The 21,363-nt window shown below is 30.9% G+C and carries 24 protein-coding genes; 8 read left to right on the forward strand and 16 right to left on the reverse strand.

Annotation, left to right across the window (positions count from 1 at the left end):
• Nucleotides 1–313 (reverse strand): peptide deformylase (locus tag ACKOWY_RS01990; RefSeq protein WP_408939767.1); only part of this gene is annotated, 313 nt, incomplete at its 3' end.
• Nucleotides 314–380: 67 nt separating this feature from the next.
• Nucleotides 381–791 (reverse strand): Holliday junction resolvase RuvX, encoded by a 411-nt coding sequence (gene ruvX / locus ACKOWY_RS01995; RefSeq protein WP_408939768.1) that lies wholly within the window; start codon nt 789–791, stop codon nt 381–383.
• A gap of 64 nt (nt 792–855) precedes the next feature.
• Here ruvX and ACKOWY_RS02000 point away from each other — a divergent pair, with 64 nt between their 5' ends.
• Genes ACKOWY_RS02000 through ACKOWY_RS02010 form a run of 3 tightly spaced genes read left to right on the forward strand, consistent with a single transcriptional unit; the run spans nt 856 to nt 3,845 of the window.
• The gene (locus ACKOWY_RS02000; protein WP_408939769.1) at nt 856–1,671 is read left to right on the forward strand and encodes a 2,3,4,5-tetrahydropyridine-2,6-dicarboxylate N-succinyltransferase; all 816 of its coding nucleotides are present in this window, start codon (nt 856–858) and stop codon (nt 1,669–1,671) included.
• A 9-nt stretch (nt 1,672–1,680) separates the two neighbouring features.
• A complete protein-coding gene (locus tag ACKOWY_RS02005) occupies nt 1,681–2,733 on the forward strand; it encodes a glycosyltransferase family 9 protein (RefSeq protein ID WP_408939770.1) in 1,053 nt (350 codons plus the stop codon).
• Nucleotides 2,733–3,845, forward strand: a complete 1,113-nt coding sequence (locus ACKOWY_RS02010) for a glycosyltransferase family 4 protein (RefSeq protein WP_408939771.1) — start codon at nt 2,733–2,735, stop codon at nt 3,843–3,845. The genes ACKOWY_RS02005 and ACKOWY_RS02010 overlap by 1 nt, the downstream gene beginning before the upstream one ends.
• Here ACKOWY_RS02010 and ACKOWY_RS02015 read toward each other — a convergent pair.
• Nucleotides 3,837–4,595, reverse strand: a complete 759-nt coding sequence (locus ACKOWY_RS02015) for a glycosyltransferase family 2 protein (RefSeq protein WP_408939772.1) — start codon at nt 4,593–4,595, stop codon at nt 3,837–3,839. The two genes, ACKOWY_RS02010 and ACKOWY_RS02015, sit on opposite strands and share 9 nt — an antisense overlap.
• A gap of 120 nt (nt 4,596–4,715) precedes the next feature.
• Between ACKOWY_RS02015 and ACKOWY_RS02020 the strand changes: the two genes are divergently transcribed.
• Nucleotides 4,716–5,486, forward strand: coding sequence for a glycosyltransferase family 2 protein (locus ACKOWY_RS02020; protein ID WP_408939773.1), 771 nt, complete (start codon nt 4,716–4,718; stop codon nt 5,484–5,486).
• A 1-nt stretch (nt 5,487) separates the two neighbouring features.
• On the opposite strand, the gene ACKOWY_RS02025 is transcribed toward ACKOWY_RS02020, so the two are convergent.
• Genes ACKOWY_RS02025 through ACKOWY_RS02085 form a run of 13 tightly spaced genes read right to left on the reverse strand, consistent with a single transcriptional unit; the run spans nt 5,488 to nt 17,378 of the window.
• A complete protein-coding gene (locus ACKOWY_RS02025) occupies nt 5,488–6,222 on the reverse strand; it encodes a lipopolysaccharide kinase InaA family protein (protein ID WP_408939774.1) in 735 nt (244 codons plus the stop codon).
• Nucleotides 6,223–6,237: 15 nt separating this feature from the next.
• Nucleotides 6,238–7,026, reverse strand: coding sequence for a polysaccharide deacetylase family protein (locus tag ACKOWY_RS02030; RefSeq protein ID WP_408939775.1), 789 nt, complete (start codon nt 7,024–7,026; stop codon nt 6,238–6,240).
• The gene (locus ACKOWY_RS02035) at nt 7,023–7,952 is read right to left on the reverse strand and encodes a glycosyltransferase family 2 protein (RefSeq protein ID WP_408939776.1); all 930 of its coding nucleotides are present in this window, start codon (nt 7,950–7,952) and stop codon (nt 7,023–7,025) included. The genes ACKOWY_RS02030 and ACKOWY_RS02035 overlap by 4 nt, the downstream gene beginning before the upstream one ends.
• 3 nt (nt 7,953–7,955) lie before the next feature.
• On the reverse strand, nt 7,956–9,149 hold the full coding sequence (locus ACKOWY_RS02040; protein ID WP_408939777.1) for a glycosyltransferase family 87 protein: 1,194 nt from the start codon (nt 9,147–9,149) through the stop codon (nt 7,956–7,958).
• Nucleotides 9,150–9,154: 5 nt separating this feature from the next.
• On the reverse strand, nt 9,155–10,021 hold the full coding sequence (locus ACKOWY_RS02045; RefSeq protein WP_408939778.1) for a hypothetical protein: 867 nt from the start codon (nt 10,019–10,021) through the stop codon (nt 9,155–9,157).
• Nucleotides 10,018–10,839, reverse strand: a complete 822-nt coding sequence (locus ACKOWY_RS02050) for a glycosyltransferase family 2 protein (RefSeq protein WP_408939779.1) — start codon at nt 10,837–10,839, stop codon at nt 10,018–10,020. The genes ACKOWY_RS02045 and ACKOWY_RS02050 overlap by 4 nt, the downstream gene beginning before the upstream one ends.
• A gap of 55 nt (nt 10,840–10,894) precedes the next feature.
• The gene (locus ACKOWY_RS02055) at nt 10,895–12,004 is read right to left on the reverse strand and encodes a DegT/DnrJ/EryC1/StrS family aminotransferase (protein WP_408939780.1); all 1,110 of its coding nucleotides are present in this window, start codon (nt 12,002–12,004) and stop codon (nt 10,895–10,897) included.
• Nucleotides 11,988–12,353, reverse strand: coding sequence for a sugar 3,4-ketoisomerase (locus ACKOWY_RS02060; RefSeq protein WP_396146310.1), 366 nt, complete (start codon nt 12,351–12,353; stop codon nt 11,988–11,990). The genes ACKOWY_RS02055 and ACKOWY_RS02060 overlap by 17 nt, the downstream gene beginning before the upstream one ends.
• Nucleotides 12,346–13,374 (reverse strand): hypothetical protein, encoded by a 1,029-nt coding sequence (locus ACKOWY_RS02065; protein WP_408939781.1) that lies wholly within the window; start codon nt 13,372–13,374, stop codon nt 12,346–12,348. The genes ACKOWY_RS02060 and ACKOWY_RS02065 overlap by 8 nt, the downstream gene beginning before the upstream one ends.
• Complete coding sequence (locus tag ACKOWY_RS02070; RefSeq protein WP_408939782.1) at nt 13,374–14,363, reverse strand: sugar transferase; 990 nt, start codon at nt 14,361–14,363, stop codon at nt 13,374–13,376. Before ACKOWY_RS02070 ends, ACKOWY_RS02065 begins: the two co-directional genes overlap by 1 nt.
• 4 nt (nt 14,364–14,367) lie before the next feature.
• Nucleotides 14,368–15,546: a TDP-N-acetylfucosamine:lipid II N-acetylfucosaminyltransferase gene (locus ACKOWY_RS02075; RefSeq protein WP_408939783.1), complete on the reverse strand. Its 1,179-nt coding sequence runs from the start codon at nt 15,544–15,546 to the stop codon at nt 14,368–14,370.
• Between the two features lie 3 nt (nt 15,547–15,549).
• Nucleotides 15,550–16,677: a dTDP-4-amino-4,6-dideoxygalactose transaminase gene (gene rffA, locus ACKOWY_RS02080; RefSeq protein ID WP_408939784.1), complete on the reverse strand. Its 1,128-nt coding sequence runs from the start codon at nt 16,675–16,677 to the stop codon at nt 15,550–15,552.
• A complete protein-coding gene (locus ACKOWY_RS02085; protein WP_408939785.1) occupies nt 16,674–17,378 on the reverse strand; it encodes a GNAT family N-acetyltransferase in 705 nt (234 codons plus the stop codon). Before ACKOWY_RS02085 ends, rffA begins: the two co-directional genes overlap by 4 nt.
• Nucleotides 17,379–17,490: 112 nt before the next feature.
• Here ACKOWY_RS02085 and ACKOWY_RS02090 point away from each other — a divergent pair, with 112 nt between their 5' ends.
• From ACKOWY_RS02090 to ACKOWY_RS02105, 4 genes are read left to right on the forward strand one after another with little or no spacing between them, the layout of a single operon-like run.
• Nucleotides 17,491–18,057 carry an L-threonylcarbamoyladenylate synthase gene (locus ACKOWY_RS02090; protein ID WP_408939786.1) on the forward strand — a complete coding sequence of 189 codons (567 nt, stop codon included), beginning with the start codon at nt 17,491–17,493 and terminating at the stop codon, nt 18,055–18,057.
• 1 nt (nt 18,058) lies between these two features.
• Nucleotides 18,059–19,480 (forward strand): CCA tRNA nucleotidyltransferase, encoded by a 1,422-nt coding sequence (locus ACKOWY_RS02095; protein WP_408939787.1) that lies wholly within the window; start codon nt 18,059–18,061, stop codon nt 19,478–19,480.
• Between the two features lie 10 nt (nt 19,481–19,490).
• Entirely contained in the window at nt 19,491–20,501 is a 1,011-nt protein-coding gene (locus ACKOWY_RS02100) for a COX15/CtaA family protein (protein WP_408939788.1), read from the forward strand.
• A 50-nt stretch (nt 20,502–20,551) separates the two neighbouring features.
• A complete protein-coding gene (locus ACKOWY_RS02105) occupies nt 20,552–21,322 on the forward strand; it encodes a CDP-alcohol phosphatidyltransferase family protein (protein ID WP_408939789.1) in 771 nt (256 codons plus the stop codon).
• The last annotated feature ends 41 nt before the right edge of the window (nt 21,323–21,363 follow it).

Below are 21,363 nucleotides of genomic sequence, written 5' to 3' on the forward strand. Positions count from 1 at the left end.
AACCTTCATTAAAACCCCATTCTTCGCCTTCCTCTTTTAAAATTTTTGCATTGATAAAGGTTTGCTTAAAAAGTCGCAGTTTTTCTTGTTCTTCATTTGTGATGTTTTCGCTGTCGCAAAAAGGCTCCGTGTCAATTACAAATAATCGAATAGCCATTCCCACTTGAGGAGCTGCCAATCCTACACCATAGGCATTGTACATTGTTTCATACATATTTTGGATGATTTCCTTTAAATTAGGATAATCGGCCGAAATATCTTCTCCAACTTTTCTTAAAACTGGTTCTCCATAACCATATATTGGTAGAATCATTTTATATTATTTGTTAAATTAATTTATAAAAAGGAAGTGCAAAAGTAACAAAAACGGATGTATTTATTTACTGTTTCAAAAGATAATCTTGCAACATAATGGTAGCTGCTATTTCATCGACTAAAGCTTTGTTTTGACGTTGTTTCTTTTTTAAACCACTATCAATCATGGTTTGAAATGCCATTTTGGAAGTAAAACGCTCATCGGAACGCTCTAAAGGCATCTCAGGAAATTCTTGTTTAAATTTAGTTACAAATTTTTCAATTATTCCGGTGCTTTCAGAAGGCAAACCATTCATTTGTTTGGGTTCTCCAATTAAAACCTTACCCACCTTTTCTTTTGCAAAATAGTCTTTTAAAAAAGCAATAGCGGTCTCTGAAGGAATTGTTGTTAGCCCCGAAGCAATGATTTGCATTTCATCGGTAACAGCAATTCCGGTTCTTTTTATTCCGTAATCTATTGCTAAAATTCGAGACATATTATTTTTTTGTAAAGGTAAGAAATAACAGAACTTGTTTTTATCTTTGTGAAAAATATTAACGATGATTCATTTACAACCTACCATAGAAAAAGCTTGGGAAAACCGAGAATTACTTAAAGAAGAAACGACCATAAATGCTATAAAAGAAGTTATTCATGCCATAGATAACGGAAGTTTACGCGTTGCTGAACCAACCAATAACGGGTGGCAAGTTAACGAATGGGTTAAAAAAGCAGTGGTAATGTATTTTCCGATTCAAAAAATGGAAACACATGAGGTAGGTATCTTTGAATACCACGATAAAATGTTATTAAAAACAGGCTATGCCGAAAAAGGTATTCGTGTAGTCCCTCCTGCTGTAGCTCGTTATGGCGCTTACATTTCTAAAGGCGTAATCTTAATGCCAAGTTATGTAAATATTGGTGCTTATGTAGATGAAGGAACCATGGTTGACACCTGGGCAACCGTTGGAAGCTGTGCGCAAATAGGTAAAAACGTACACCTATCCGGTGGAGTTGGAATTGGTGGTGTACTAGAACCTTTGCAAGCAGCCCCAGTAATCATTGAAGACGGAGCTTTTATTGGATCACGATGCATTGTTGTTGAGGGAGTTCGTATAGAAAAAGAAGCCGTTCTTGGCGCTAATGTATGCCTTACTTCGTCTACTAAAATTATTGACGTTACCGGAAGCGAACCGAAAGAATACAAAGGATATGTTCCGGCACGTTCGGTAGTCATCCCTGGTAGTTATACTAAAAAATTTGAGGCAGGAGAGTTTCAAGTACCTTGCGCATTAATCATTGGTCAACGCAAACCATCAACCGATTTAAAGACTTCTCTTAATGATGCTTTGAGAGAATATGATGTAGCTGTTTAATTGCAAACTATGAAAGTACTTGTAATACAAAAAAAACGAATTGGTGATGTACTAACTAGTACGATAATCTTTGAGGCTTTAAAAGAAAAATTCCCTGAATCTGAGTTACATTATCTAATCTATGAAAATGCGGTTGATGTTGTAAAAAACAATCCGTTTATTGACAAAATCGTCTTACTGGACAATAAAGCCCGTAAAAGTAAATTTGAATTTGTAAGGTTTTTATTTTCAATACGAAAAGAAAAATACGATGTGGTAATTGATGCCTATGGCAAACCAAACAGTGTGCTTATTGGCTGGTTTTCGGGAGCTAAAAAAACAATTACTTTCTACAAAAATTACGCTAAATTATTATACACGGATACTATTTACAGAACTGAAAAATCATTTTCTTCAGCCACAAGAGCAATAGAACACCGTATGCAATTGCTTGAACCTTTAGAAATTCGATTCAAAGAAATTGCTCCCAAAATTATTATTACAAATGAGGAACTGGAAGCAGCAAAAGCAGATTTAATTCGTTCCAACATCAATCCTTCTAAGCCCATAATAATGATAAGTGCTGTGGGAAGTAATACTTTAAAAACCTACAGAACTGATTATTTAGCTGAAGTATTAAATGAAATTTGCAACCATAAGGAAGTTCAAATTCTCTTCAATTACCTTCCTTTTCAAAAAGAAATTGCTTTAGAGATTTATAACAACTGTAATGAAAATACTAAAAAAAGTATATTCATAGATTACTATAAAGAAAACTTAAGAGAGTTCTTAGCCATAACAAAACTATGTGATGCACTAATAGGCAACGAAGGTGGTGCTACGAACATGGCAAAAGCGCTTTCGGTTCCAACTTTTACCCTGTTTTCACCTACAGTTCCTAAAGAAGATTGGAATATGTTTGAAAATGACACTACAAATATTTCAGTCCACATAAATGACTATGAAATAATTAAGAAGATTACTTTTGATGAGGAAGAAACTACACAATCCTATTTAAAATTCAAGCCCCACTTATTTAAAGACAAATTAATTAAGTTTATTAATTATAATATTAGATCATAATGCGCATAGGATTCGATGGCAAGCGGTTCTTTCATAACAATACTGGGCTAGGAAATTATTCTAGAAGCCTAGTAAAAGTGCTGTCTGACAACTTTCCTGAAAACGAATACTTACTTTACAATCCAAAAAAAAGCAGTAAATATAACTTAGAAAACTACACTAATTCTGTTACTGAGGTCTTACCTACTTCTTCTTTTACAAAAAAATTAAGTTCACTTTGGCGATTATACTTTGTATCAAAAGATATTAAAAAAAACAAAGTAGAATTATTTCATGGTTTGTCGGGTGAAATACCTTTAGGTTTACCTAAAAATATTAAAAAGGTGGTTACCATTCATGATTTAATATTTGTGAGATATCCAAATTTATATTCTTTTTTTGATCGAAAAATTCACTTCTTCAAATTCAAATATGCCGCCAAAAAATCAGATGTAGTTGTAGCAATAAGTGAGCAAACCAAAAAGGACATTGTTGCTTTTTTAGGAATAAATGAAAATAAAATTAAAGTAATTTACCAAGGTTGCCATACTGTTTTCAAACAAGAATATTCTGAAAATCAAATTGAAAATACAATAAAAAAACACAACTTACCTGAAGAATACATTTTGAATGTTGGAACCATTGAAAAAAGAAAAAATCTTCTCGTAATTTTAAAATCAATATCAAACACTGCTAAAAAACTGGTTGTAATTGGAAAAAAAACAGCTTATTTCGATGAGGTTTGGGATTATATAGTAGCTAATAATTTAGAAAAACAAGTGATTTTTTTAAAGGATTTATCACTTGAAGAATTAGCCATTATTTATCAAAAAGCAACTTTATTTGTTTATCCATCAATTTTTGAAGGATTCGGGATTCCAATTATTGAAGCGCTTTACTCAAAAACTCCCGTAATCACTTCAACGGGCAGTTGCTTTTCTGAAGCTGGAGGAAGTCATTCTTTGTATGTAAATCCAGAAAGTAGTGACGAATTAAGAACCGCAATCGACCTAGTTTGGGACAATACTTCAAAACGTATAGAAATGCAAGAAAAGGGATTTGAATTTGTGCAAAAATTCAATGATTCAACTATCGCAAAAAACTGGCAAGAACTATATAAATCGTTACTTTAGATTTTTTCTCTCTTTTTGAATTTGATATAGATTGGCATATTTTATATACGAAAAATAGCCTTGGGTTAATGAAATTGTTAATCCGTCAATTCCATTGATTATCCCTTTTTTAAATAAATAACAACGAATAAAAGAAATCAATCCATTCAATACCGGTTTGAAACTGTTTACTCTTTTTCCAGCGTCATACAATTGCTCGGCATTCCATTGTGCATATTGATTTTTCTTTGCTATAATTTGAAAAAAAGAATGGCTGCCATAATGTAAAATATGGGTTTTTAACTTTTTTACGTTTGTTGCAATAATTTTTTGATGAACCTTATCTTCAGAAGGTGTAGCTGTTTTTTTGTTAAAAAAACGAATCTTATAATCAGGGTACCATCCTGCAAAATCAATTACTTTATCTTGAAGAAAATTCTTTACCCGAAAACTATAGGCATCATAAGGCGCATCAAAAAAAGAAGCCTTTTTTATAAACTCAATGGAATCAGTATCTAAATACTCATCGGCATCCAAATTTAAAATCCAATCGTTTTTACAAAAAGGAACACCATGAATTCGTTGTGGCCCATCTCCTAAAAAAGGTTGAACAATTACTGTGGCTCCTTTTTCTTTAGCAATTGCAACCGTTTCATCCTTACTATTTGAATCTACAACAATCACTTCATCACAAACTTCAAAAAGTGCATCGATGCATTTACCAATATTTTTTTCTTCATTATAAGTAATAACCAAAGCACTGATATTCATTTGCAGCTAATTTTTTACAAATATAAACTATAATAAAATATTTTAAAAAAAAAAGAAAAAGTAAACGAAATGGTTAGTATTATTTATACATTTGTTTTTTTAATACAATTTTCAAATTTGATGAGTCAATCTCAAAAAAACAAAATTACTGGATTAATAATAACTTTTAATGAAGAAAGAAACATTGAAGAAGTTATTAATAATTTAGATTTTGTAGACGAATTAATTATTGTTGACTCCTACAGTACTGATAAAACTGTTGAATTAATCAACAAGTACCCAAACGTAAAGTTAGTTCAGAATAAATTTGAAAATTACACTTCTCAAAGAAACATAGCATTAGAACATGCCAATTATAATTGGATACTATTTATTGATGCCGATGAGCGCGTTTCAAATAAATTAAAAAGTGAAATTTTAGAAACTGTAAATAGCGAGACTACTCATTCTGCTTTTTATTTTTATAGAAAATTCATGTTTCAAGGGAAACACCTTCGTTTTAGCGGATGGCAAACCGATAAAAATATTCGATTATTTCTTAAAGATAAAGCCGAATACGTTAGCACCAAATTGGTTCATGAGAAATTAATCATCAACGGAACTATCGGAAAACTAAAACATAAGTTGATACACCATTCGTATACCGATTATAATTCCTACAAGCAAAAAATGGTTTATTATGGTGAACTTAAAGCAAAAGAACTTTTATTAAAAGGATCAAAACCTAATTTATTGCTTTATTATTTAAAACCTATTTATAAGTTCTTACATAGTTATCTTGTAAGATTAGGCATATTTGATGGTAAAAAAGGAATAATTATTTGCTACCTAAATGCATTAAGCATCCATGCTCGATATGCAGAATTCATAAAAATTAGCAAAACAAAATAAACTAGTTAAACAATCTTAGTTTATTTTTAATTCTTTTTTTTCTGTAAAATTTATACTGAAACTCAGAGGTATATTTCCACAACGTATCAAACACCAAGCTCTCCTCTTCATTAGATAATTTGGCATATTCTTTACTCATAATCTGAATCATATCTTGATATGGAGTCAATCGTGATAGGTTTTTCATACGCTGCTCAAAAGCCATTTCTTTATGAAATATCATTCTATTTAAATCAACTAAATAAAAAGAATATTCACTATCGTTTTCTTTTTTAATCAAAGTATTACCAGGTGAATGATCTAAAAATTCAATTCCATTTTGATGTAATTTATAACAAAATGACATGAATTGTTTTAAGATCAGCTCACGATCAGGGTAGTTGTTGTTTTCAACCAAATCTCTGAACATTAAATCAAATTCTAAATGTTGACTTACATAATAACTTTTCTCAAGTCCAAATATTGATTTTTCTTCATAATAAGCAATAGGTTTAGGGGTTCCTATTCCTCTCTCTAACAGCAACGTTGCATAGGTATAGGATCTTTTGGCTTTCGATTCTCTAAAATAGTTGTAAATGATTTTATTAAACCAATTAGGAACTTTAAATGCCTTTACATTAATTACAGCTCCTTCATAATCAAATAATTTAATTACATTTCTACTACCCGCAATGAATAGTTTTCCTGAATTATCAAAATTATCGAAAATGCTTTGTAAGGCGCTGTTTATTTGCATATTAAAACTAAAATATTAGTAATCTTTACGATTAATAGTTTTTAATAAATCTGAAAAAGTACCAAAAACATAGTTTTGAGACTTCATCGAATTAATAAAGTTATCCATTCGTTGAATCATTTTTTCGCCAGAATTTTTGGAAACATATCCTGGAAAATTGAATCTATTTTTGTCTGAAATATCAGTAAATTCCCATGGGTGAAAATAAATATTTAAGTATTTATCCTTCTTTATTGTGATTTTGGATAACCATTTGTATAAAAATAAAGGCAAATTATGAAATGACAACCAAAACAAAGGAAATCGAACAACGGGACTTACAGAGGCAGGAATTTGAATCACTCCTTCTTGCATGTAATACGTTCGAGGTTTGTCAAGATTATTATATCTTCCTGGTAAAAAAGTGGGATTGATAGAGGAATTATAAATATATCCAGCTTTATAAATTTCTTTTTCATCCACCGGATACATTCTTGGCATGCGATAACCAATTATTTTTTGACCTGTTACTTCTTCCAATTTTAATTTGGATTCTAACAAGTGTTCTACTTTAAAATCACTATGAAAATAACTATGAGAAGCAACTTCATGTCCTTCATTTACAATTCTTTCCATAACTTTTGGTGCATTAATTGCAAAAGTTGCTGTAGAAAAAAAAGTGGCTTTAACTTGGTGCTTTTTTAATAAGTCCAATATAGAATTTGTACCCTGAATTGAAATTGAAATCTGATCCTTAAAGTCAATTTCTCGTTCATATTCAAAGGGCATGTCAAACTCTTCAATATCAAAACTTAATATTATCATTTGTAATTGGTGCTTCGTATTAAATAATTTGGGCGTTGTTTTGATTGTATAAACAGCTTCCCAATATACATTCCAATTATTCCTAATACGATTAAATTAAGGCCACCAAAAAATACAATCGTACTAATTACTGAAGCCCAACCCGAAATTACATGTCCAAAATAAATGCTGTAAATAACATATCCTATATAAAACACAAAAGCAAAAAGTGACAACCCAACACCAAGAAAAATAGCTAAATGCAACGGTCTTGTACTAAATGAAGTGATTCCTTGAATGGCAAATCGCATCATTTTCTTCATTGTATATTTACTTTTTCCCGAAAATCGTTCGGCTGGAGCATAATCTATAGCGAATTGTTTAAACCCTAACCAACTTACTAAACCTCTAATAAAAAGTTCATTTTCTGTAAAATCGGTGAAAACAGCCACAACTTTTTCATCCATAAGTCTAAAATCGGCTGTACCTGGTTCAAAATTAACTTCCGATAAATAATTCATCATTTTATAAAAACCCTTAGAAGTCTTTCTCTTAAAATAGGAATTATTTTTGTCATCTTCTCTTCTTGTGTAAACAACATCGTAGCCTTCCTCCCATTTTTTTAATAACTCTGGGATTAATTCTGGTGGATGCTGCATGTCTCCATCCATAGTAATTACCGCATTAGCTTTTGCAATATCTACACCTGCTTTAAGTGCATTTTGGTGTCCGAAGTTTCTTGAAAGTTCTACAAAAAACAAATTAGAATAGGAAGTTGAAAGCGCTTTAAGTTTTTCTAAAGTAGCGTCACTGCTCCCATCATCTACAAAAATAACTTCATATTCATAAGGCAATGCCTGCATCGTATCCTTAATAGAATTTGCCATAATTTCAATATTTCCCTCTTCATTATAGGAAGGAATTACTATTGCTATTTTCTTTCTCATCTACTATTGGACTATTTTTATTTCTTCTTCAGATTGTTTGAAAAAAATCATTTCATAAACTATACTAAACCAAATCAACACACACGGTAAGGCTTTTAAAGCATATGGAATGATGTAATTTTCTCTTAGAAACTTTGGTATTATATCTGAAGGCGAAAAACTTGTTAATATGAGTGCAAATATAAATAAAATTAAAACACGATTCGACCTTGGTCTATCCTGCAAAACAAACCAAATTGCAACTCCTAAAAAGGCAATGATATAGGTTGGCGATTCTGATCCTGAACTAAATATTACAGTAAAAATCAATACGGAGCACAATAACAATAATTGAAATTTTTCTTTTATATAAGAACTAATTTTCAAATAAGGCAACCCAAATAATATTAATCCGAATAATAAGAAAGGAAGATTTGGCAACTCTGGATTGTGTAAAATTCTTCTAAACATTCCCATAAAGGAAATATCCTGCATAGAAATTAGAGACGCATTTTCGCTATTTTTTACAACCAATCGCTCATACCATTCTACATAGGTATGTAAAATATACTCTGGCGAAGAGAGCAACATTGGCAACACAAAAAACAAAATTGCCCAAAAGACTAATGACCCAATAAATTTTATTTTATCTTTAGAAAAGAAGAAGAACGCCAAGCCTACAATTCCGTATAATTTAACAAAGGTACCCAGCATTATCAACATGGCAGCCCAAAAATCTTTTTTATCTTTAATAAATACATAAGATAAAATAATGATTGCAGTCATGATTGGATTGAACTGAAAACTCAATATAGTTGTTAGAAATTCATGGGCTCCAATCCAAAGAATAAGGTTGATTTGTTCGTATTTTAAGGGTAATTTATTGATAGCGTATACAATCACAGCTGCATTAAACGTGCTCCATAAAGTCATCCCCAGCCAATCTGGAAAAATTGCAAAGGGCGCAATGATGATACTAAAAATTGGTCCGTAATGGTTGTGATCGAAATACTCATTGGGATAGGTTGTATACAAAGACAATTTATGTATTGTATGAAAAAAAACATTCTTATAAATCGAGTAATTATTATAATTATCGGGGTTTCTGGTTAAATATTGCTTTATTGAAGATCCAATTGCAATAATAAACCAAATACTAATTATGTACTTTTTCTTGGTAAAGAAGGGTAGGTAAAAAAACTTCTTTAATGTTTGCATACTGCTTATTTTTTGAATAAAAATTTAAACCATTGACCAAAATTCCTAAAGAACAATTTTGATTTACCTAAGTGTAATGATTTTTTATTTTGAGCATAATTTTTTATTTCTGAAATATTCTTGGTTGGAAAATACTCCAACTTCTTCCAACGCTCTGGTTCGATATAATAGAAATTTTCAAAATTCATATAATTGGTCTCATCAACAGCAATCCATTTATTTAAAAAATCCTTATTTACATCTTTGTTATGCCCCCAGTTTTCTAACTTAAACCGTAAGTCGTCCTCCGATCTTGAAACCGATTCATGCAAAATTAAATTATTGGTATAAATCACTCTTTCATTGGTTCTTCTAGCGTATTTATAATTTGGATAATTCGTAGCAAAAATTGCCTTTAAAGGCTTGTCAACATATAAAATACCCTCATTAGTATATTTATAAATAATAAGCCAAAAAGCCGCGATTTGAATTTTGTTTTTCTCTGGATTATCTAGATAGTGATCGAACTTTCGTAAGTCTTTTACAAATTTTTCAAAATCGATAAAATACTCATCACTATCCACTTGAATTAACCAATTTCCAACACCCATTTTTTCGGATAGCATCGTCCTTTCACGGGTATCGTTTTCAATAGTAGATAATTCCGGTAAATAAAAATCATCTGCGTAGATTTCAATTTTATGGTCAACATCAAATTCTTTTAACCATGAAAAGAATTCTGGATCAACACTAAATTGCTTGCCATTCCAAGTTCTAAAATCTTTATCGTGAGCTAAAAAAATTCGGTCTGCAGCTTGATATACAGGTGGCAAAGACAACTTTAGCAACTCATAATCATAAGACAATAAAAAACCTACATGTATTTTTTTCATTTTTTAATTTTTGGAATAAATACTAAAATAATGCTTATGAATACTTTCAATACCTTCCAAGCAATAGGATGGTTTTGAATATGTAAAACCTGTTGCACTCGCTTCGAATTCAATTGCGATACTTGAACATAATCTTCAACAAAGGCAGGGAAATATTTTTGCATAACACTCAAACGCTCTTCGTTTACTTTATTTTTATATTTATCTAAAGACGAAATACCGGTAAAATCATAGTTGGCAATAGTCTTTGCAAGATATTTATAGGGACGGTTTTCCTTGCAAATGGTATAAATAAAAAACTCCCAATCGGCTACAATTTTTAAATTTTCACTGTAATAGAAATAGGTTTCAAATAATTCTCTTCTGATAAATGTAGATTGATGGTTGATACAACTTCCATAAAAAAATGAAAAAGAAAGCTTTTCTGGATAGGTTTTTAATCGTTTGGAACCATCTGCCTTAACCTTATAATTATCTCCATAATAAATATCAAACTCGCTAGTTAAATCATCTGAAACATTCGATAGAACATTGTAATCAACAAAGGTATCTCCAGAATTCATAAAAATAACAAACTCCCCTGTGGCCGCTTTTATGCCTTTATTCTGCGCATTGTAAACGCCGTTATCTTTTTCAGAAATCCAATAATTAATTTTACTTGAGTGTTGCTCAATCAATTCTTTACTCCCATCGGTACTTCCGCCATCAATAACGAGAAACTCAAAATCTTTATAGGTTTGATTTACAACGCTATCAATAGTTTTATCTAAACCAATTTTATCGTTATAATTTATTGTTATTATTGAAATTTTTGTCATCAAACAGATTTAATAAAGCTCCCAAGAGCTTTTAATTATTAATTATTTATCCCAATTACTCAAAAAAACTATTTACTTTTTCAATTACTCGATGCACTTCTTCTTCTTTGGTAGCATACGAAATAGGCAAACTAAGCGTTGTTTTATGAATTTCTTCACTGATTTTAAACTCTGTATCCTCAAAAAATTCCTGATATCCTTCTTGTTTATTTGGTGAAACCGGATAATGTACTTCGGTATTGATTCCGTTCTCTAATAAATACGCCTTCAATTCATCTCGTTTGTCTGTTCTAATGTTGTAAATGTGGTACACATGAGAATAATCAGTTGTAAAAATTGGCTTGATTACTCGATTCGTAATTCCTTGATCATACAATCCGGCAAGCTTAATTTTGTGATTGGTAATTTTATCCAAATGCGGTAATTTAACATTCAAAAAAGCCGCTTGTAATTCATCCAACCTTGAATTCAAACCAATGTATTTATTGTAATATTTTTTTTCAGATCCGTAATTTCTTAAAGCCTTTAGCTTTTCATACAAATCAAAATCAGAAGTTGTAATGGCTCCGGCATCACCTAAAGCACCCAAATTCTTAGTTGGATAAAAACTATGCGCACCTATCTTTCCAAAACTTCCGGCACGTTTACCATCAAAGTTAGCTCCGTGTGATTGAGCACAATCTTCAATTACCTCCAAATTATTTTTCGAGGAAAGCGCCATTATTTTATCCATTTGGCAAATTTGACCATATAAATGAACAATCATTATCGCTTTGGTTTTGGTAGTGATTTTAGCTTCTATTGCATCCGGATTAATGTTATAAGTGAAAGGATCTGGCTCAACTAAAACCGGAATATGACCTGCATTTATAATTGCTAATATTGTAGCAATATAGGTATTTGACGGTACAATTATTTCTGATTTTTTAGGAAAATCAAATACCTGAAGCCCTAATATTAAAGCATCCAATCCGTTGGCAACTCCAATACAATAGGTAGTTCCGCAATATTGCGCATAACTTTCTTCAAATGCCTTTACTTCATTTCCTAATATATACCAACCTTTATCCAAGAATTGTTTGAATTTTTCTTGAAATTCGATTTCAAATTCTTTATTAAGAATATTTAGATTTTCGTAAGGAATCATATTATCTGTATGGCTCATATATATAATCGTTAGGATCGTAATACTCAGATGCTAAAACCAATAGAACAGCATCTTTTGAAAAACTATGCATAGAATGATAATCTTCTGGATACAGAAACAAACATTTTTCAGGATGGTCTAAAGTAAATTCTTCCAAATTTGTACCATCATCATTTGCTATTTTGCACGATCCATGAATGCAAATTGCTGCTTGAATGGTTTTGTGATGCCTGTGCTTACCTCGAACAGAATCGTCTACATTATAAATGTAAAAAACCCTTTTAATATCAAAAGGGATGTTTTTTTCAAGAACCGTAAGTGATCCTCGAGACTCATGAAATGACTTAATATGAATTAATTTAGGCATCTATTTTTATTATTAATTTTCGAATAAATTTAGGAATATAAGTGAAACTCTTATGTTCTAATGCATTATTTTTTCGTTTGTAAACAACTTTTTCTTTCAGCAATTTAGACAACAACCTATTGGATGTTTTATATCGAGTTGAATCTTCTTCTACAATCGCAAATTGATTATTATAAGAATCAATAGCGTCCCAATAATCTAAATACAATGCATCAATTCCTTTTTGGTGCTTTGCTTTATATTCGATAAAACCGTTTGAAGCCCAACTCGAATTAAATATTTTAAAGTGGTGAAAATGATAAAAAATCATTTGTTCACCATCAGAAAAATACTTGTTCCCCACTTTTTCAATTGTGTAATTATTCAAATTCCAAGGAGCGATTCCGCTAATCTTATCATTCAAAACAAAAACTTCATTTGGATACAAAGTTAACCATTTGTCAAGATATTTTTGATCTGCAAAACGGTCATTTACTTTATCGTATTGATCGCCACAATATTCAATGCATTCTTCTTTCCATTTGTGTAAACAAGCCAATCCTGTTTCGTTATTTTTAAATATCTGAAAACTCACATTATACAAACCAAATTCACTTAAATGAAGTATTTCTTTGGAAAATTTATGCGGTGTGATTACAATTGAAAAATCATTTAATTGATCAAAAAGTGGCTTAGGTGAATTTAAAAATAAAATATCTGCATCTAGCGAACAGATGTGTGGAAGATTGTATTTTTTTAACAAATACAATGGCAAGCACGGACTCAAAGTAAAATAATACTCGATCTTACTTCTGTTGGATTTTGCAGCAGCTAAATCAGTATCGTTTTCTTCAATATCTGCTAATTGCAAAGTTCTAACTTCAGGAAAATCTTTTTTATTTTTCTCAAAATACGCTCTTGTAAAATCATCCAAACAAAGAATATACAATTCAAAATCGGAGGTATATTCTTTAAGTGAATGATACAATACCAATCCCCGAGAAAGGTAATTTTTATCAAAAAAGGTAGTTAGATGTAGCATTAATCTAGATTTTTACTTTTGTTTCTATCTTTCTTAAAAAACATTACAATTCCGAATGGAATTAAAAACAAAAGCGCTTTTTTCAGCAATTTACCCGCTTTCTTCTTGAGGTATTTTGATTTATAATTTCCATAATAATCACTTTTCCCAGCATATCCTTTTTTAATTGCAGAAATAATTTCAGGCAATTCAACAGCGGCAACTGTTTCAAAATTTGGTTTTTCTAATTGCAAAGGCGGAACCACATTAATTTTAGCATGTGTGGCATCAACCGAATCAATATGATTTGAAAAAGCAGGATTGGAATATAAACAAAGCCAATTATTTAAAACCATAACTGCCTGCCAGCGAATAGCCCAAGAATCAACCTTGCCAAATATCTGTTCTTGCAACATCCCTTCCATATCATATGATCCGTGAGTATTGAACTGATACATTAAATCTTTTTTCTGCAATTCCTTGTAAAGATAGACCGCATCACTATTAAATTTTTCCCAACGGTTTTTCCAAGTGGCCCAACCCCATGTATCTGGCATATTTATAAAAAAGGCATTTGGATATTTTGATCCATTTGCAAAGAAATTACAAGCCCCTATCTCTCCCACTCGCCCATCATCTTCATAACGAATTAACGAATCATTCATGTAATTCAAAAAATAAGGAGAAAACACCAAATCATCTTCCAAAACAATTACTTTGCCATGTTCATTTACAACTTGAGTTACCCCATCAATGATAGAGTTCGCCAATCCTTTATTTTTTTCTTGAACGGTAATGATTATTTGTTTAAATCTATTTTCGGAAGCTACAATTTTTCTAACCTCATCAATTTTATTTAGCCCGGTAGCATCAACATTTTCTTTGGCTCCATCACAAAAAACATAAAGCAAACTCTCTTTTGCTTCTTCGCAATTGGCTAGTGAATTCAATACATTTTGAGTGTGAATTGGCCTGTTGTAAGTGAATAATACTATAGGTGCTAATTTCATAATATTAATTTAGTATTTCTCTTAAATATTCTAAACGTTTTTCTTTTGAAAATAAACCTTGAAGAATTTCCTTGTTTTTGTTTTTTTCATTTTCCGATAACGGATGTATGAATTCATCATAGGTCATTTTGTCAATTTCATTGGCATCAAAAACAGTCACCCCTATTGATTTAAAAAATGCAAAAAGAGAATTTTCTTTTTTCAAATATAACTTTTTCCCAAGCATTAATAACGGAATACAATTTCCAAATCCTTGTTGTCTGTTATGAAACATGATACAAACGTCTGTTTCTCTCAACTTGCTTATGTATTCTTCTCTTGGAACAAAATTTTCTACATATTCAATTTTGTTGCTAAAAAAATGAGTTCCGTATTTTTTTACAAATAAACTATATTTTGAATTACCATAGGCCATTGGTAGAACCAATTTTATTGCATTTTCTTTGAACTTACTCAGTTTTGATAATGCGTCTACATGATTATTACTTTCGGTGGCAGAATTACCGATTTGAACTACAATTTCATCCTTTTTTTTGACAACAGGATCAATAGATTGTATGCTTGCCAAATCAACATTTTGATCATAATTAAAATCAGCTGATGCTAATTTATCCAAACCATATAATTTTTTAATTAATTCTACTTCATATTCGTTATTCTTTGGTAGAAGTAACTTATCAATTCGATTGATGGTTTGTACTTTTTCAATAAATTCAGCTTTGGCTCTTGATTTGTAATTGTATTTCAACCACATCTTTTTTAAGAATAAATGGGGTCTTCTGTTGTATTTATCAGGGACTATATTGTTGTTTTTAACAAATTCAAAAGTCAGTGGATCATGTATCCAATCAATATGATACAAATAGGGGTCTTCATAAAATTCGCCACCCCAAAGAGCCACATACAAAGGGACTTCCCTTTTTAAATTTTTTAGTAAAAATTGTCCGGTTTTTAAATCATACCAATGAACAATAACTCTATCCGATTTAGATGCATTTTGAATGGTCGACATGAATTCGGGATCCGAAAAACTAATCCATTGTGCGATAGAATTCTTAACGTGTTTGGATTCCTCTTTTTTTCCATTAATAAAATAGCGATTGGAATTACTTTGAGAAACACGTTCTGCATCTTCAATAAATCCATCAATGAATTTATCGTCAATCATGATGTGATAATTCATAGCTTATTGGATTATTATTGAAACAATTTTCATAATATCAGATTCGGTTAATTCAAAATACATTGGTAAACGCAACAATCTATCGGTATAATAATCACTCCAAGTAAGCTCTTCACCTGTATATTTATCTTTGTAATAATCACTTTTATGCAAACTCAAATAATGGAAAACCGCCATTATGTTATTGTTTTTAAGCCTTTCAATACAACTCGATCTTTTCTCTAAATCATCAAAAACTATAAAAAACATGTGCGCATTATTCGTAGCAAAACTTGGAACATCTACTATTTTAAAACCTAAATTTTCATGAGGTTTTAATAATTTATTATACATATTCCATAGTTCTTTTCTTTTATTTTGAATAAAATCCAATTGCTCTAATTGCGCCCATAAAAAAGCTGAAATTATTTCGGAGGGCAAAAAAGAGGATCCCGTGTCTACCCATCCGTATTTATTAATTTCACCTCTAAAAAATTCGGCTCTATTGGTACCTTTTTCCCAAATTATTTCGGCTCTATGGATGAATTTATCGTCATTAATTGCAAGCATCCCTCCTTCTCCAGCGATAATATTTTTTGTTTCATGAAAAGAAAATGCAGCCAAATGTCCAATTGAACCTAGTGCTTTTCTTGTCCCATCTTTAAAAATAAAAAAACTATCAATGGCTTGAGCAGCGTCCTCGATAACTAACAAATTATATTTTGTTGCCAAATTCATTATGGCTTCCATATCACAAGCAATACCAGCATAATGCACTGGCACGATTGCTTTTGTCTTGGAAGTTATTAACGATTCAATTTTTGCAACATCTATATTTGGATTGTCTGCACTTGAATCAGCAAATATTATTTTGGCTCCCTGTCTTACAAAAGCTAAAGCTGTTGAAACAAACGTATAACTAGGAATAATAATTTCGTCACCTTTTTCAATATTCGCTAAAATGGCGCACATTTCAAGTGCATCGGTGCACGAAGTAGTTAGCAAACATTTTTTGAATGCGTATTTTTTTTCAAAATAATCCTGACACATTTTGGTATATTTTCCGTTTCCAGAAATTTTCCCACTACTTACTGCATCTTCGATATAAAATGTTTCTTTCCCTGCCAAATAGGGTTTATTGAATGGTATCATAAATTCCAATAGTGATAAACAAATGTTTTTTCTTGTATTTCAAATCCAACAGATTCATATAATTTCATTGCATTTACATTATTAAATTGTGTAACTACCTGAATTTCTTTGTAGCCTAATTCAAAACAATTTTTTAAAGTATACTGCAACAATTTCTTGCCAATTCCCTTTCCCCTGTGCGCTCCAGATACTGCTACAAGACCAATATCTACAAGACTTTCACTCTTTTTATTTAGGGTTACAAACCCAATAATATGCTCATTTTTGTCGGTGGCAACGACAATATCAAAAGCTAATTCTCCATCAATTGAAAGGGAAATCCAACTTTGATATAATTTTAAAAACTCATCCGATTTAAAGTTTTCATCAATTTTAAATCTAGAATAAGCACCGCTTTCTATTGCCAATGCTTCTAATTCTTTTCGATTATGAGTTAATTTATTGAATGATTTAATTGAGAAAAAATCCGAAGTTAAGTCGATATTTATTTGACTTAATTCTTGATGTAAAACAACTTTTTCATCAACTAATTTAAATAATTCATTTTGTAAACTTAATTTAGAAAAGATATAAACCAACTTAAATTCTTTGCTATTTGAAAGAAAATCAGGAATATTGAGAGATTGGTTTTCATTAATTATAATTCTTCCGATATTATAATTAAAAAAAATAGAGTCCCATTCCAGTTTTTCAAGCCTCATAAGTGCATATCTTTATTGGCAAATATAACAAATTCTTTACTTGATTGAATTTGTTTATAAAAGGTATTTGTGATTAAAAAATTTATCTTTGCAACTTAATTAATAAATTATCATGGACGTCAATACGGAACTACACAATGCCTTTGAAGTAATTAAAAATGGCGGAATCATTCTCTATCCAACCGATACCGTTTGGGGAATTGGTTGTGATGCCACAAATCCGGAGGCAATAGCAAAAATTTATGCACTTAAACAACGGGAAGATTCAAAGAGCATGATTGTATTGATGAATGGCGATAAAATGATGTATAATGTATTTTCGCAAATTCCAGATTTAGCATGGGATTTATGGGATTTATCTGAAAAACCAACTACCTTAATTTTAGATAATCCTAGAAATATTTCCGAAAATTTAATTGCTGCCGATAAAACACTTGGCGTTCGAATTATTAAAGAGCCATTTTGTTTCAAATTATTAGAACGAATGAAAAAACCATTGGTTTCTACATCAGCAAACATTTCTGGAATGCCAGCTCCAAAAACTTTTAAAGAAATTAGCCCCGAAATTATAAAAGGTGTCGACTATGTAGTAAATTTGTACCGAGATAAAGTTTGTAAAAATCCATCTACTATAATTAAACTTTCTTTAGATAATCAAGTTAAGGTTATTAGAAAATAAAATGAATTACACCAAAGCGCTAAATAACCCAATTTTTAAAATAATTGAACAAGCAAGCCAGGAACTTAACCTAGAAAGTTATGTGATTGGTGGATATGTACGCGATTTTATTTTAGGTAGGGATTTCAAAAAAGATATCGATGTTGTGGCGCTTGGATCGGGGATTGATTTAGCCTTAAAAGTATCCGAATTAATTCCAAATAAACCCAAAGTACAAGTCTTTAAAAATTACGGAACGGCCATGTTGCGTTACAAAGATATGGATATAGAGTTTGTGGGTGCCCGTAAAGAAAGTTACCTACAAGAAAGCAGAAATCCAATTGTTGAAAACGGGACTTTGGAAGACGATCAAAACCGAAGAGATTTTACCATAAATGCCTTGGCTATTTCGTTAAATAAAAATAATTATGGCGCTTTAATTGATCCTTTCAACGGATTGGAAGATTTAAACAATAAATGCATTAAAACACCTTTAAACCCTGACATTACCTATTCAGATGATCCGTTGCGAATGATGCGCGCCATACGATTTGCTACTCAATTAAAATTTGATATTGAATCGAAATCATTAATAGCAATTGAACGAAATAAAGAGCGCTTGAATATCATTTCGGGCGAACGAATTGTAGATGAATTAAACAAAATTCTGTCTACCGAAAAACCATCCATTGGCTTTTTACATTTGTATAAAACGGGATTGTTAGACTTAATTTTACCCGAGTTAACCGCATTAAATAATGTGGAAGAAGTGGAAGGTCATACCCACAAAAACAATTTTTATCATACACTAGAAGTTGTAGATAATATTTGCCCAAATACTGAAGATGTATGGCTTAGATGGGCGGCTTTACTGCATGATATAGGGAAAGCACCAACCAAAAAATTCAACCAAAAACAAGGCTGGACTTTTCACGGACATGAGTTTTTGGGAGGTAAAATGGTAAAGAAAATCTTTGAAAGATTACACATGCCTTTGAACAACAAATTAAAATTTGTTCAAAAAATGGTCATAATGAGCTCAAGACCAATTGTATTAGCTCAAGACACCGTAACGGACTCGGCGGTGCGAAGATTGGTTTTTGATGCTGGAGATGATGTAGATGATTTGATGACACTTTGTGAGGCTGACATAACAACCAAAAACCCAGTTAAGTTTAAAAAATACCACAATAATTTTGATATCGTTCGAAAAAAAATAATTGAAGTTGAAGAGAAAGACCATGTAAGACAATTTCAACCCCCTATTTCGGGAGAAGAAATTATGCAGCTCTATAATTTAAAACCTTCTAGAGAAATTGGTATGTTGAAAGAAGCTGTGAAAGAAGCAATATTAGATGGTAAAATTCCGAATGAGTACGAAGCGGCCTATGAGTTTGTATTGGTTAGAGCTGAAAAATTAGGTTTACAAAAAGTTGGTAATTAATATACATTTTATGAAAAAACACTTTCGAAAATCAGCTTTAATTTCTTTGATATTAGTCTATCTAGTAATTTTTGCAGGTGCATTTGTACGACTAACCGGTTCTGGAATGGGATGCCCCGATTGGCCAAAATGTTTTGGGTATTACATTCCACCAACAGAAATAAAGGAATTACTTTTTACTGCAGGGAAAGAATATGAAAAAGGACAAGTTATTATAAAAGACGAAACCCTATTGGTTGCCAAAAAAGATTTTGTTGCCACAAAAGATTTCGAAAAATCAAATTGGGAAAAATACACCAAACACGAATATGCAATTTTCAATCCGCTTCATACTTGGATCGAATACATCAATCGGTTATTAGGCGCACTTGCAGGAATTGCTTGTTTTATCACCTTAATCATTTCTTTTAGTTATTGGAAAGAGAAGAAAATGTATATTTTTCTATCCTTTTTCATATGCGTATTGATGGGATTTCAGGCTTGGTTAGGAAAAACAGTAGTGGATTCTGTATTAAATCCAATAAAGATTACAACACACATGCTGGCTGCATTATTAATAATTTCGTTTCAGCTGTATTTAATTTACACTACAAAAAATAATAAATCGGCCATTATAAATGACTCTAACTTTAAGAAAGTACTATTCCTTTCCTTAATCTTAACTTTAATTCAAATAATTTTAGGAACAAGTGTTAGAGAACATGTAGACTCCATAGCAGAAGCGGGAGCTCCAGAAATACTTTGGTTACAAAACCCAAATATTAATTTTTATATTCATCGCTCCTTTTCAATTATTGTATTAAGTATCAATTTGTTTTTATTCTTGAGAAATAAAAAATTGAATTTTAACTTTAACAAAATGAATTGGGCAATAGCATTAATAGGACTTGAAATAGCATCCGGAATATTAATGTATTATTTTCATTTTCCTTTTGGAACACAAACAATTCATGTAGTTTTGGCAACAATTCTATTCGGAATTCAATTGCATATGATTTTAGAAGCAAAAAAACAATCTTAATTTTAGATTTCCCCCGACTATAGTGTCAAAGCAATTATTAAAATCATTAAATGTCTAAACTTGCAGCCGAAAATAAATTTATTGACTTATCTGATTATGGACGCCCTTTTGGAAGATTTCTCGCAAATAAATTAAAAAATACCAACTTCACCCCTATTCACGTAACTCTACTATTTGGAATTTCTGGATTAACGGCTATTTATTTTTTACTTACCAACCATTTCTATTTAGCATTTTTCTTTATAGTATTAAAATCTGGAATTGATGCTGCTGATGGCGAATTAGCCCGTTTAAAAAACACACCCTCTTACTTTGGAAGGTATTTAGACAGTGTTTTTGATATTCTTTTAAACTTCCTACTTCTTATGTCTATTTGTTATGTTTCTCAAACAACAATTTGGTTAGCATTGATTGGGTTCATAAGCATCCAATTACAAGGAACTTTGTATAATTATTACTATGTTATTTTAAGAAATAAAACAGCTGGTGGAGACACCACAAGTAAAATTTTTGAATATAAAACTCCTAAAGCATTACCAGGAGAAAGTCAAAAATCGGTAACACTATTATTCTTTATTTACACCCTAGTATATGGGGTTTTTGATAAAATTATTCATACAATAGATCCAGATGCCTACAAAGCCCCAATTTTTTCAAATTGGTTTATGACATTTGTATCTTTATATGGATTGGGATTTCAATTATTTTTAATAGGTTTGATGCTATCATTAGGCTGGATAGAAGCTATAGTTCCTTTTTTTATTTGCTATAACATCCTAATTTTAGTAATGATTTCAATTAGAAAATATTATTATGCTTAATTGTTAAATTCAATTTTGACAGTTTAATTTTAATCAGAATA

Source organism: Flavobacterium sp., assembly GCF_046073885.1.
In the GTDB taxonomy this organism is placed as follows: domain Bacteria; phylum Bacteroidota; class Bacteroidia; order Flavobacteriales; family Flavobacteriaceae; genus Flavobacterium.